The organism is Halobacillus sp. K22 (genome assembly GCF_052246795.1).
Taxonomy (GTDB): Bacteria; Bacillota; Bacilli; order Bacillales; family Halobacillaceae; genus Halobacillus.
In genome coordinates this window covers 37,867-51,142 of the sequence record NZ_JBQQCN010000032.1, presented here as the reverse complement: position 1 = coordinate 51,142, position 13,276 = coordinate 37,867, and the positions used below count along the sequence as shown (strand labels likewise).

13 protein-coding genes and 1 other RNA gene are annotated in these 13,276 nt (G+C 42.7%); 2 read left to right on the top strand and 12 right to left on the bottom strand.

What is annotated here, in order from left to right:
- Positions 1–418: 418 nt before the first annotated feature.
- The 7 genes from ACTWPM_RS18350 to tadA all read right to left on the bottom strand — a co-directional run bounded on the left by ACTWPM_RS18350 (position 419) and on the right by tadA (position 5,234).
- Positions 419–682 (bottom strand): pro-sigmaK processing inhibitor BofA family protein, encoded by a 264-nt coding sequence (locus ACTWPM_RS18350; protein WP_443134431.1) that lies wholly within the window; start codon positions 680–682, stop codon positions 419–421.
- 73 nt (positions 683–755) lie between these two features.
- On the bottom strand, positions 756–971 hold the full coding sequence (locus ACTWPM_RS18345; RefSeq protein ID WP_443134430.1) for a YaaL family protein: 216 nt from the start codon (positions 969–971) through the stop codon (positions 756–758).
- Positions 972–985: 14 nt separating this feature from the next.
- The gene (gene recR, locus ACTWPM_RS18340) at positions 986–1,582 is read right to left on the bottom strand and encodes a recombination mediator RecR (protein ID WP_422165969.1); all 597 of its coding nucleotides are present in this window, start codon (positions 1,580–1,582) and stop codon (positions 986–988) included.
- Positions 1,583–1,593: 11 nt separating this feature from the next.
- Positions 1,594–1,911 carry a YbaB/EbfC family nucleoid-associated protein gene (locus ACTWPM_RS18335; RefSeq protein WP_014641333.1) on the bottom strand — a complete coding sequence of 106 codons (318 nt, stop codon included), beginning with the start codon at positions 1,909–1,911 and terminating at the stop codon, positions 1,594–1,596.
- 27 nt (positions 1,912–1,938) lie between these two features.
- A complete protein-coding gene (dnaX, locus tag ACTWPM_RS18330) occupies positions 1,939–3,663 on the bottom strand; it encodes a DNA polymerase III subunit gamma/tau (RefSeq protein ID WP_443134429.1) in 1,725 nt (574 codons plus the stop codon).
- 776 nt (positions 3,664–4,439) lie between these two features.
- Positions 4,440–4,705: signal recognition particle sRNA large type (gene ffs / locus ACTWPM_RS18325), an RNA gene on the bottom strand.
- A 52-nt stretch (positions 4,706–4,757) separates the two neighbouring features.
- A complete protein-coding gene (gene tadA / locus ACTWPM_RS18320) occupies positions 4,758–5,234 on the bottom strand; it encodes a tRNA adenosine(34) deaminase TadA (protein ID WP_443134428.1) in 477 nt (158 codons plus the stop codon).
- Positions 5,235–5,315: 81 nt separating this feature from the next.
- Between tadA and ACTWPM_RS18315 the strand changes: the two genes are divergently transcribed.
- Positions 5,316–6,605, top strand: coding sequence for a LysM peptidoglycan-binding domain-containing protein (locus tag ACTWPM_RS18315; RefSeq protein ID WP_443134427.1), 1,290 nt, complete (start codon positions 5,316–5,318; stop codon positions 6,603–6,605).
- Positions 6,606–6,672: 67 nt separating this feature from the next.
- Here ACTWPM_RS18315 and ACTWPM_RS18310 read toward each other — a convergent pair whose 3' ends face one another.
- The gene (locus ACTWPM_RS18310) at positions 6,673–7,440 is read right to left on the bottom strand and encodes a DUF3891 family protein (RefSeq protein ID WP_443134426.1); all 768 of its coding nucleotides are present in this window, start codon (positions 7,438–7,440) and stop codon (positions 6,673–6,675) included.
- A gap of 72 nt (positions 7,441–7,512) precedes the next feature.
- Between ACTWPM_RS18310 and ACTWPM_RS18305 the strand changes: the two genes are divergently transcribed.
- Positions 7,513–7,938 carry a PH domain-containing protein gene (locus ACTWPM_RS18305; RefSeq protein WP_443134425.1) on the top strand — a complete coding sequence of 142 codons (426 nt, stop codon included), beginning with the start codon at positions 7,513–7,515 and terminating at the stop codon, positions 7,936–7,938.
- Positions 7,939–7,987: 49 nt separating this feature from the next.
- Here ACTWPM_RS18305 and ACTWPM_RS18300 read toward each other — a convergent pair whose 3' ends face one another.
- The 4 genes from ACTWPM_RS18300 to acsA all read right to left on the bottom strand — a co-directional run bounded on the left by ACTWPM_RS18300 (position 7,988) and on the right by acsA (position 13,154).
- Complete coding sequence (locus ACTWPM_RS18300; protein WP_224894930.1) at positions 7,988–8,500, bottom strand: type 1 glutamine amidotransferase domain-containing protein; 513 nt, start codon at positions 8,498–8,500, stop codon at positions 7,988–7,990.
- Between the two features lie 101 nt (positions 8,501–8,601).
- Positions 8,602–9,921 carry a lysine N(6)-hydroxylase/L-ornithine N(5)-oxygenase family protein gene (locus ACTWPM_RS18295; RefSeq protein WP_443134424.1) on the bottom strand — a complete coding sequence of 440 codons (1,320 nt, stop codon included), beginning with the start codon at positions 9,919–9,921 and terminating at the stop codon, positions 8,602–8,604.
- Positions 9,922–9,953: 32 nt separating this feature from the next.
- Positions 9,954–11,261 (bottom strand): purine/pyrimidine permease, encoded by a 1,308-nt coding sequence (locus tag ACTWPM_RS18290; RefSeq protein WP_443134423.1) that lies wholly within the window; start codon positions 11,259–11,261, stop codon positions 9,954–9,956.
- Between the two features lie 183 nt (positions 11,262–11,444).
- Positions 11,445–13,154 carry an acetate--CoA ligase gene (gene acsA / locus ACTWPM_RS18285; protein WP_443134422.1) on the bottom strand — a complete coding sequence of 570 codons (1,710 nt, stop codon included), beginning with the start codon at positions 13,152–13,154 and terminating at the stop codon, positions 11,445–11,447.
- Positions 13,155–13,276 lie beyond the last annotated feature (122 nt).

Genomic DNA, 13,276 nt, shown 5'->3' with positions numbered 1-13,276 from the left:
GATCAAACTCTCCATAAAAGTAGTTTGACTTGCTCATTTGCACACCGAATGTGCTTGTTTGAATTCCTTCAATAATGAAAGAATATCTTGACGTACTGGTTGGTTCGTTCAGTTTTCAAAGATCAAAAGATTTCGTTTGCCGCTTCAAAACAGCGACTTAATAATCATATCATTGTGACTCATTTAAGTCAACAACTTTTTTTAATGTTTTTTTTGTTTGCCGTTGCCGGCTTGCCGCTCTGTCTTAATGCGACAAGTAATAATATACCACGCTGAAATAATGTTGGCAACACCTTTGTGCATATTTTTTTAAATTTATAGTTTCATAGATGTTTCGCTTAGCTTTGAAAGTTTGATCCTCCTCCTTAACACAAGCGAAGAGCCAGGAGGAACACTTTCTCCCCTGGCTCTTCCTATACTATAAAATCCATAAGTGAATCGCTGTTATGGATATTACTCCTGGTACTCCTAATAAAGCGGAAGCAATAGCTGTAAAACCGTTGATAGGAATGTGTAATCCAAATTGGGCTCCAAATAAGTTGATAAAAAACAACAAAATTACCGCAACAATTAATCGAGTAACTGCCTGCCCCACCCATTTAATAGGGGCAGAAGGCAAACCTACAATAAGAAGAAAAGGGATGGTCAGCCCTAATAATAGAATGACGAGCACCGGATCCATAAAAAACCCCCTGTCCAATAATGACTCTCACTAAAAAAGCTATGAGTCTGGACAAGGGTTTATGAGTGAATATTTAAGAAAGTGCGTTAAGACCGCGGTGGCGAGCTTCTCTAAGAAGGTATAAGTATTTCGATTTAGTAAGGGCGAGCTCTTTCAAACCCTCTTCGCTTGGTTCAATACTTTGATCGATAATACTGTTCAGGTTTTCCCATTCCTTTTTTAATTGCCTAATGTTCATGAGAAGCTGCTGATCCATATCTTTAGCTCTGCCTTTTTTTCTACGAAACATGGCAACCACCTTCACTAAAGTTCTCTTCTTCCTTCAAGAGCCTTGGACAAGGTTACTTCATCTGCATATTCCAAGTCTCCTCCTACCGGAAGGCCATGAGCGATTCTTGTCATACGTATTCCAGAAGGTTTGACTAATCGGGATATATACATCGCTGTAGCCTCTCCTTCTATATTCGGATTGGTAGCGAGAATTAACTCTTCGACTCCTTCATCTTTTAACCGATTAATGAGACTTTCTACATTAATGTCTTCTGGTCCAATTCCGTCCATAGGAGAGATAGCTCCATGCAGCACATGGTATTTACCGCCGAATTCTCTCATCTTCTCCATGGCTATGACATCTTTAGGATCCTGGACAACGCAGATTAGGGTTTGATCTCTAGACTCATCCTGGCAGATCGAACAAGGATCCTGGTCTGTAATATGACCGCAAATGGAGCAGTGGGTAAGCTCTCTTTTTGCGTTTACTAAAGACTTAGCAAAATCCAGCACATCATCTTCTTCCATTTCTAAGACAAAAAAAGCCAGACGGACAGCCGTCTTAGGGCCGATCCCTGGCAGCTTTGTAAAACTGTCGATCAGTTTTGATATCGGTTCAGGATAATACATGAATACTCCTCCTAGAACATTCCTCCAGGCATACCTTTCGTGAATTCACCCATTGTATCGTTGGTTTTATCATCCACTTGTTTAATAACATCGTTGGTTGCCGTAATAATCAAATCCTGAAGCATCTCTACATCATCAGGATCGACCACTTCTTCGTTGATAGAAATGTCCGTAATTTCTTTTTTACCATTAGCCGTTACTTTGACCATTCCTCCGCCTGCAGAAGATTCAAACGTCATTTCATAGAGCTCTTCCTGAGCTTTCATCATTTTCTTCTGCATTTTCTGCATTTGTTTCATCATATTGTTCATGTTTCCTCCACCACGCATGGCAATTCCTCCTTAGATATAATTAAACTAGTCTTGTATTTCTATTAAATCATCACCAACAAGCTTACGTGCCTCTGATACAAGGGGATCTTCTTCTTGAGAAGATTCTCCTTCTATTTCACCCTCTTCACCAGTTCCATCATCCGGTGCTGCTTTTTGCTTTTGCACAAATTCTTCCCGGACTTCCTGCCATTTGGCCTCGGGAATAGGGATGATGGCTAACGGCTTCCCTGTAAATTCTGTCAGCAGGGGTTCAATCGTTTTCTGATGCTCAAGCGCTAAAGAACAGTGAATATCGTACCTGAATGCTAATACGAGCGCTTTAGGAGAGGCTGCCCTTGGTTTACTGTTTAATAATGTAGCATGAGCAGGAGCGTTATTTTGTTTTAAAGCTTCCATAAAATCTGCCCACCGGTTCTGGACATTCTTAATTTCTTCTTTGGATGCTTCATTTAAAACTTGCCTGATCCGCTCATATGGAACATTATAACTTCTCCTGCCGGATTTTGCAGGTGTGCGCTTTGGTTTTTGAGGTGTCTGCTCCTGTTGAGCTGATACCCCTTTTTGTTTAAGTGAACTTAATTCCTTCTCAAGTTCATTCAGTTTCTTTGAGAGCTCCCTAACACTTTCAGATTCCTGAGCAGGTGCAGAGGCAGGTACAGTGTCCGGCTTTACTTCCACCATATTTAGTAGAGCAATTTCTATAAACACTTTTGGACTGGTGGTCCATTTCATTTCCTGCTGACACTGGTTCAACTCGCGGATAGCCTGCTGGATCCAGTACGCTGAGAGTTCTCCGGATAATTTGCGAAAGGTATCATCAGGGATCGCTCGCTCCAGGTTATGCGCCAAATCCGGAGCACTTTGAAAAAGCAGGATATCTCTCAAATAGTAGATCAAATCAAAAACAAATCGTCCAGGATCCTTACCTTGCTGAATCAAATCATCCACGGCCTCTAACGCATCTTTTACTTCATGGTCATGGAGCGCCTGTACCACTCCTGCCAGTCTGCCTTGAGATACCGCTCCTGTAACGGCAAGCACATCCTCAATAGTTACTTCTTCTTCACTATAAGAGACAGCTTGATCAAGCAGGCTCAAGGCGTCCCTCATTCCGCCTTCTGCTGTTAGAGCAACAATCTCTAATGCTTCTTCAGCAATCGAGATCTCTTCTGAAGCTGTTATCCCTTGCATCCGTTCAACCATCGCTTTTTGTGAAATCCGCTTAAAATCGAAACGCTGACAACGCGATATGATCGTTAAAGGGATCTTGTGGGGTTCCGTCGTTGCTAAAATAAATATGACATGCTGAGGTGGTTCTTCCAATGTCTTTAGCAAAGCATTAAAAGCTCCCATGGAAAGCATGTGAACTTCATCAATAATATATACTTTGTAAGTTACCGCACTGGGGGCATATTTAACCTTATCCCGGATCTCCCGAATTTGTTCCACTCCGTTATTAGAAGCGGCATCAATTTCAATGACATCGGAGATTGATCCATTTTGGATGCCTAGACATGCTGAACACTCATTGCATGGTTCCTTTGCAGGGGAACGTTCGCAGTTAACCGCTTTAGCAAAAATTTTGGCAGCACTGGTCTTTCCTGTACCACGGGGCCCTGAGAATAAATAAGCATGAGAAAACTTATCCTGCTCAATGGCATTTTGCAATGTGCGTGTAATATGAGTTTGTCCAACCACATCTTCAAAGTTTTTCGGGCGCCAGACACGATACAAAGCCTGATAGCTCATATAACCGTTCTCCCTTTTTAGTCTCTTCTCCATTATACCCGATTGGAGGTTTGGATGTGAACCTTAGACATTTGAGTGTTTAAGATATTTCCTATATAAGAAGGCTCAGTTAAATCTCAGTGTTGATTTTAAAGTAAAGCTCCCGTTTGTTGAAGCCTCAGTTTCGAGATAAAGGGGGGCCGTTACTATATTTGGAATAGGGCTGGCGGGGAAATAACTCGCTTTCCTGTGGGGAAACTGGCAAGCCTCCTCAGTCGCTATCGCTCCTTGTGGGGTCTCGCCTAGCTTCTTCTCCCACGGGAGTCTCGCTATTTCCCCACCAACCTACCATGATTCTGAAAAACGGCCCCTTCTAGAAGAGAAAGATTCTTCTGCTTCATCTGAATTAAATGCTTTTATGACAGGCTATTGCGCGAGTAGTTACATCCTGAAAAGAGGTATTAAACCACGTGGTCTAATTCCTCATCACGCAGATGATGTTTGAGCCGTTTCGAGCTTCTGATTTGGCAAGGTCCGAAGGGGGATGATGAAGACTCCTGCGGGATAAACATGATCGGTGAGACCCCGGGAGGCTCAGCACATGCCCGCGGAAAGCGAATCATCCCCCGCAGGACCTTTCTTCTCATAAAATATCTCGAAACTGAGTCTTCAACAATCCGCCCCTTTAGTTTAATAAGCCTCTTATGAAAAATCCATAACCACGTTTAACCAAGCCTATAAAAAAAGCTGTTATGACATAGTATCATAACAGCTTTCTGGGTAATTCTTATGTAATGCCGTGCACCCACCTTCGATGGCGAGGCCCCAAGCGTTACTCATGGTTGTGGCTCTATCCAGGCACTCCCGCGGCACACGAGATGATCAGCTTACTGCTGCTTCCTTCCGGACCTGACAGGGTTCACTGGTTCTCGTTGCGCAGGACCTGAATGTCAACACCACTCACATGAGGCAGGCCTTGAGACCTTGCCACCTCGGGTGGGAATTCGGCCTCGCTATAGCGGATTGCGAGTATAGGGCACCGCTACCTCCCCGCTTAGCACGACATTACTATTATATCGAGGCATGACGAATAATGCAATCCTTTTTAAAAAAAATTATGAGCTGGGGTTATTCTTTTTCTTAGAACGGATTTTCCGAAAAAAATCAGTCAGCAGCTGGCCGCATATATCCTCCATTAAGCCAGGCACCACCTCTGAGCGGTGGTTAAAACGATCATCTTCTAACAAATTCATCAAAGTTCCTGCACAGCCAGCCTTGGGGTCTTTTGCTCCATAAACCACCCTTGGTATCCGTGACTGTAAAATAGCACCTGTACACATCGGGCAAGGTTCAAGAGTAACGTAGAGGGTGCAATCTTCCAGCCTCCAGCTGCCGATAACTTCGTTAGCCCGCTCAATAGCAATAAATTCTGCGTGAGAGGAAGCTAGCTGAGAGCTCTCTCTTTGGTTATAACCGCTGGCAATAACTTCATCATTATGAACGATTACCGCTCCTATAGGGACCTCTCCCTCAGATTCCGCTTTTTTAGCTTCTTTTATAGCTAATTGCATGTAGTGTTCATCGTTATTCATAGAGATCTCCTTCTAAAAATGTAAGTGTTATTCCACTTTCCCTTCTCATACATTTATAAGGATGAGAAAGGAGTGATCTAAATGCAGATCCACGTGGTCCAATCAGGGGAGTCTGTATTTTCGATAGCTAACCTCTATGATAGTACGCCAAATGCTATCATTGATGCAAACGAACTGGAAACTCCGGGTGATCTGGTTGTAGGTCAAGCGATCGTAGTCCCTATTGTTGGGCAATTTTATTTTGTTCAGCCGGGTGACAGTTTATTTTCCATTGCCCAGCAGTTTGGAACAACAGCTGGAGAACTCGCTCGCGTTAACAACCTTCAAGTGAACCAGCCTCTTCAGCCAGGGTTTCGATTATACATTCCGGAACAACCGCCTGTTAACACTTCAACAAATGCTTATATTGAACCTTTCGGCGGAGAAGTTTCGGAAACTTTACAGTCTTCTGCAGAAAACCGGGCACCTTTACTTTCTTACTTAGCACCATTCAGTTATGAAATTCAGTCTGATGGCTCGCTGAAAGCCCCTCCTCTGGATGATTTTAAAGCCATTGCTGATAACAATGACGCTTCATTAATGATGGTCGTGACCAATCTCGCGGAAGATGGTTTCAGCGCAGAATTAGGACGGACGATTTTAACGAATGAAGACCTGCAAACTACTCTGCTCGATAACATTATCCAAACAACCCGTGAAATCGGCTTTCGGGACGTTCACTTTGATATGGAATTTTTACCTCCAGAATTAAAAGAAAATTATAACCAGTTTCTAAGAAAAGCCAAAGAACGTCTATCTGCCGAGGGACTTCTTATGTCTACAGCCCTTGCTCCTAAAACAAGTGCTGATCAAGAAGGTCTGTGGTACGAAGCACATGATTACAAAGCACATGGGGAAATTGCTGATTTTGTTGTGCTGATGACTTATGAATGGGGATATAGCGGTGGTCCTCCACGAGCGGTATCACCTATTGGGCCAGTAACGGAAGTAGTGGATTATGCTTTAACCGAAATGCCTGCTAATAAAATTCTGTTAGGTCAGAATCTATACGGCTACGATTGGACCTTGCCTTATGAACCAGGCGGAGAATTTGCCAAAGCCGTAAGTCCGCAAAGAGCGATCCAGATTGCACGGGAAAATAACGTGAACATATCTTATGATCAGGAAGAACAAGCTCCCTTTTTCATCTATACAGATGCTTCCGGAAGTGAACATGAAGTATGGTTTGAAGACGCCAGGTCGATTCAACAAAAATTCGACCTTATTAAGAATCGAGGATTAAGAGGGATCAGCTATTGGAAACTCGGATTGTCCTTTCCTCAAAACTGGCTGCTCTTAAGCAGTCAATTTAATGTAGAAAAAAATCAATAATACCTTCCGCTTCAGACAGGGGCCAGTGAGGTCTAAGGCTGTCTGAAACGGAATTCCAGAGCTTACTTTAATCAGCAGGAACAAAAGCAACCACTCTATGGTTGATTTCTGTCTGATGGTAAGCTTTCTTTAATCCTTTCTTCTGGATATCCTCCTTTGCTACCAGACGGTAAGGAATCTGGACTTCAAATGAATACTCCAGCGGAAAAGGTCGTAAAGACACTCGCTTTTCATCTACCCAATGAGGCATGATACCGCCAGGAGCAAAATCGAAGGACTGCCTGAATCCATTTTTAAACCAGGATACTTCCTCTTCCTTAGAAATACCAGGCTCCTGCATGCAGATATAAAGAGAAAGGTCATCACAAAATTGCAGCCTCTCGAAATGAAGCTGATAAATATCCTTAGGAATATCCCGCTTCATCGCTTGATACAGGTTCTTCTGCCTCTCCTTTTCACCCTCTAAAAAAGAACGAATTTCAGCATCCTCACTATCTTCCGAGAAAAATGATTGGTAATGCATGCTGCAGAGCATTCCGGCATACAGCGACTGCTCTGCAGCCTCCTCGATTCCCCGCTGATAAGCCTCAAGTTTCTCAGTGAGAGGATAGTCTATAAACGAGTAAGGTCTATTCTTTTCTTCATTCCATATGGGATCTTTATCCAAAGGTATCCATGCACGATCATGCTGGGAAACAGCCCAGTCTGCTTCTTCTCTAAGTTTCGAACGAAGTAAAAAATCTTTTTTCCAGTTTCGTACGATTTCTCCTGAAATCTTAGCGTGTTCATGCTGTTCAATCATTAAAAAATGGTGTTCCTGCTCATTGACAATCATCAACTTCCTCCTTCATCTCTCACTTATGTAAAGGTGTGTATGAGTGCTATACTCTTAGCAGAGGTGAGATATATGAAATTCCCTGTAAAAAAGAACCCCATTCTTATTCTGTTAGTCTTAGCTTTAATACCCCTTGGCATAATCGGACTCTATACAGAAAACTCAGCCGAAGGGTGGCTTGGTCTGATCATTATGGTCGTTATCGACATCCCTCTCCTATGGGCACTTGTCCGTTCTTACCACGAGATTACCGAGGAGTCTTTGATCATGACATTTGGTCCAATTATTAAAACCATTCCCCTGTCTGATATACAATCTGTTTCCTATACTTACAACCCACTCTCCAGTCCGGCCTGGACCTTTAAAAGAATCGCAATCACCCAGCTTCATTATAAAACGATTTTGATTTCAGTACCACAAGATGAGCAAAAATTCAAAAAATTGTTGGAAGATAAATGCCCTCAGGCCAAAATTGATTTGCCCTCTTATAGAAAATAAGTCACGAGGAATAATTCCTCGTGACTTATTGTGTCTAGTAAGTCTGTATTTATTTTAGTAGTTTGAGGGATTCACGATTAAAGGCCGGAATGTCATCCGGATTACGACTTGTAACCAGCTGATTGCCGCAAACGACAACCTCTTTATCTTCAAAGTCTACGCCTGCATACTCCATATCAACAGCAATAGATTTGAAACCTGTAGCTTTACGGCCTTCCAGGGATTTAGCAGTAATTAACAACTGCGGACCGTGGCAGATCGCAAAGACCGGCTTTTTCTCATCCATGAAATATTTAGCGAATTTGACGAACTTTTCATCTCCGCGTAATTGATCAGGTGAGAATCCTCCAGGAATCAATAAAGCATCAAAATCTTCCGGCTTTACATCATCGATGGAAGCGTCAATTTTAACAGTGGCGTCGCCCTGCTTTCCTGTTACTTCTTTACCGGCTTCCCATTCTATAGTGGTAACTTCATGACCTTCGCTCTTAAATTCGTCTACAGGTTTAGTATATTCTACATCTTCAAACATAGATGTTACGACACAAGCGATCTTACTCATATTCAATCATCTCCTTGAATGACATAGTTAATTTTTAACACATAGGATGTCTTCCCGTATGGGTTAAATTTAAACCTGTTCAGATTCAAAAAAATGGATAATCATCTTTCGAAATCTTTCATAGAAAACTGCTGAAAAGTGGTATCCCGCTGATTTTTATATACCGTTCTGCCTGCGATTGTATTGATAATATGAACATTACGATGCACCGATAGTCCAAGATTGGTGGCTCCCGCTCCATGGGAATGAACAAGGTTTGTTAATGTGAAAAAATGGTGTTCACGGTCATCGTTGAAGACAAGCTGATAATCCCTTGTAACTTTAAACACCTTTTCCCCTTCCCATTCAATGACATCCTTATAACGATTCATAAACCATGATGGAATATGAGGCTTGTATCCAAGAGCCAATACCACTTTCTCGGAATGGTACGTATAATCGACGTCTTCCTGCCATTGCTTACAAGCCAGTGCATATCCATCTTCCACAGCTTCAATTCCCTTAACTTCCGTCATGGGCTGGATGAACACCTGGCTGTCTCTTTGAGCAGCCGTCCGGTGATACAATTTCGTATAAAGCTGAGTTAATGTCTGCGGATCTATTCCATTCCGAAGCGGCTTTAAGGTATCTAACGTCTGTTCCCGCTGCTCGAAGCTCAAGTTGTGAAAATAGTCCACATAAGAAGGCGTGAAAGCCTCCTGAGCGAATTTAGCTTTATCTAACGAGAATAAACCGCCCGACCTGGTAAGTAAGGTCAACTTCATATCCTGGCGTTCTTGTTCCTCTAATAAATCAAGGAATACTTCAACTGCACTTTGGCCGGAGCCCACAACCGTTACATGCTTCGCTTTTAAAAGCTGTTCTTTTTCGAACAAATATCTACTGGTGTGAAGAACATCTTCATTAGGCAAGTCCTCCATCCCATCTAATACGAGCGGTTCGTTTCCTGTACCTAAAACCACGTGCTTAGATTTCACATATTTCTTTTCCCCGGTTGCTTTCTCTTCTACAATCACTTCATAATGCGGATGATCGGCATCTTTCTTATCAATAACATCCAGCACCGTGTGTCCGAAGTACAAGGAGTCCAGCTGACCTGCTACCCATTGCAAATAATCATTGTATTCCTGTCTTGGCACCTCAAAATGGCGGTGGAAAAAGAACGGGAACATCCGATCATGCTCATACAAGTAGTTCATAAATGTATAAGGGCTTTTGGGATCAGCAAAAGTCGCTAAATCAGCGATATATGGAACTTGTAAATCCATCTTTTCGATTAACATCCCCGGGTGCCATATAAATTCTGGAGTTCTCTCAAAAAACATCGCATCTACATCGTCTGTTTGATCTGCTAATGCGGCCAGCCCAAGATTGTACGGACCAATGCCGATTCCAACCAAATCATATATTTGTTCATCCATATAATCACTTCCTCTGTCATCATCACTTTACCCTATGATGATTGGTTTGATTCTTTCCAAAGCTGTTCCATCAAGATAACTAAGACTGTTCCTACTAACAAACCGTTACTCATTAAGTTTTGAACAATGCCCGGAAGACCCTGGAAGACTTCTGAAGGCAGAAACATCAACCCTATCCCCAAGAGAAAGGATACACATAAAATCGTTAATCTTCTTTCATCCAGGTTCTCACTCGCAATGTTACTCAGTCCAAGTCCCATTAATTGAACAAATGTTGCTAATAAAGCAGCGTTTGCCACAGGCGAAGGAATACCGGAAATAAATGCGACCAGAGGTGGAAAGAATGCGATAACAACCATGATCAACGAAGCATACAGAAAAGGGCGCTTCCTCTTTTGCCCTGTCAAATTAATAAAGCCTGACGAAGAAGCAAGCGGAACATTAGCAATGGATGAAAACATAGCCGACACCCCGTGGGTAACTCCCAGAAAACTACTTCCTTGATTGATTTGATTGTATGTATAAGTCGGCTTTCCATAAATAGAGTGGCTGACAGCTACAACCGATGCTACAACATTGGATAACAAAATGACGGCCGTTATGAAAGCGAGTGGGATTACATTCCATTCAAAAACAGGCGGCCCCCAGGCAAGCCATTCAGGTACAGAAAAAGTACCGAGGTTTCCTGTCTCCTTCTGAGAAGAACCGATTACGGCTTCATACACGATCCACCCGGCTCCAATACCTAACAGCACAGCATAACTTCTCAGCCATCCTTTTCCAAAAATCGACAATCCTAATACCGTTAAAAACGTTAGAAATGCTACAGCAGCAGGACCCAGGTGAATGGATTCAATCTCCTGCTGAATCCCTAACATCCCTCTTAAAAAGGTACCGCTTAACTGAACGGTCAGTAAAAATAAAAAAGCACCGGTCACGAGAGGTGTAAAAACAAACAAAACCCGGTGAGCCAAGCGGAAAACACCGAATAATAAAAGAAAGACCCCTGTCCATAGCATAGCAGCCTGCAGGGTCTGGAGAGTTTCCATATAACTTTTACCAGCCTCGGCACCTGAGTAGGCCATGACAGCAAAAATACTAATCCACAAGCCCGCAGGTCCTTCCATAATCGGAAGCCTATGACCAAACATTCCCTGTAAGAAAGAAGTTACACCAACGACAAAAAAAGTTCGCTGCATTAACCCCGCAACTTCGGCAAAATTCAAATTAAATATAGATCCAATGACAATGGGCAGGGCAACTGCACTAGCCAGTAAAAACACAAACCATTGGGTAGTTTCAAGGGTTGCCCCCATATTAGAATTAGTTCGATCACTCATAAGTCACACCTGCATTTTCTCTTCAATCATTTTCCTTTAAATTCTTCTATTATCCTAACACAGCGTTTCGATTAATGTCTTAATGAATGCTCTGTGTTTCACGTGAAACACTTTTCGGCATGTTTCCAGTAAAAAAGGTGCACACAGAAGTCTGTGTGCACCTTGATTACCTCGGTTATTCTTCTATTCTTCTAACGTTGAAGTATCTCCGGTAGGCAGCCCGAGCTCCCAGGATTTCAGCAAACGGCGCATAATTTTACCACTGCGCGTTTTAGGAATTGTATCCTTAATTTCTATTTCTCTAGGGGCAGCGTGAGCACTTAATCCTTTTTTAACGAATTGACGAATATCTTCGAGTAAATCGTCTGATTCTTCATAGCCCTCCCGAAGTGTTACAAAAGCTTTAATGATTTCGCCGCGTTCAGGATCAGGCTTTCCAATAACCCCAGCTTCTGCTACGGCTTCATGCTCAATCAACTTACTTTCTACTTCAAATGGACCAACACGCTCTCCGGAAGTATTGATCACGTCATCCAAGCGTCCCTGGAACCAGAAGTATCCGTCTTCATCCTGATAAGCACTGTCCCCGGATACATACCAGCCATTCAAGAAATAGCTTTCAAATTTCCCTGGGTTATTCCAAATGGCACGCATCATGGATGGCCAGCCTTCTTTAATTGCAAGGTTACCCATTTGATTAGGAGGAAGTTCATTTCCTTCATTATCTACGATAGCCGCGACAATGCCCGGAAAAGGTTTACCCATGGAGCCTGGACGTATATCCATAGCCGGGTAGTTACAGATGAGCATGGCACCGGTTTCCGTCATCCACCACGTATCGTGGATCCGTAGATCAAATGCTTTAAGTCCCCAGGTAATGACTTCAGGGTTTAGTGGTTCCCCGACACTCAGCACATGTCGTAATGAAGAAAGGTCATGTTTAGCAGCCGCTTCTTCTCCTGCACTTAGCAGCTTACGGAAAGCGGTAGGCGCAGAATACCAAACAGAAACATTTTGCTCAGCAATCGTTCCGTACCAGTCATCTGGACTAAATCTGCCGCCGCGGATTACGTTCGTTACACCGTTAAGCCAAGGGGCGAATATACCATAACTTGTACCCGTGACCCATCCAGGGTCAGCTGTACACCAGTAGACGTCCCCTTCTTTCAGGTCAAGGACCCACTTACCTGTCTGGTAATGCTGAATCATAGCATTGTGTACATGATAAACGCCTTTTGGTTTACCGGTAGACCCGGAAGTATAGTGAAGGAGCATCCCGTCCTCCAAATCTACCCACTCGATATCAAATTCTTCAGATGCCTGATCCATTTCCTCTTCGAATGAAATATAGTTGCCTGGAGCGTCTCCTCCCACCAGCACAATCTGTTTCAAATTAGGCAGATCATCAATTGGAACCCGGTCCAGAAGTTCTGGAGTAGTAATAAGCATAGTTGCTTCACTGTCCTCGAGGCGGTCTCTTACAGCTTGTTCCATAAATGCTTCAAATAACGGACCTGCAATAGCCCCGATTTTAAGTATTCCAAAGAAGGCCGCGTAGAACTCTGGGCTTCTGTGCATAAACAGAAATACACGATCCCCTTTTTCTATATTATGTTTTTTAAGTACATTAGCGAATTGGTTACTCTTTACTTTTAAATCTTCAAACGTTAATTTTTCCTCACGTTCAGGTGATGTATAGATCAAAGCTGCCTGGTTTTTCTTCTGTGGATCTTCTGCATGTTTATCAACCGCTTCATAAGCGATATTTACATTTCCTGTCTTACTCCATGTGAAATTCGTTTTCACATCTTCCCAATTGAATTGTTCGTACGTTTCTTTGTAGTTCTCCATGTTGTGATTGCCTGATCGAGCTGGAATTGGTTTCATGTCCATAAAATCACCTCATTAGATTGTTTTTTTGTAACCGTTTTCTAAAAGTAGTGTAAGAAAACCCTGAAAAATTATGATCAGAGTTTCTTTGGATGTTTTCTGAATATTTCATGATTTATTTACTA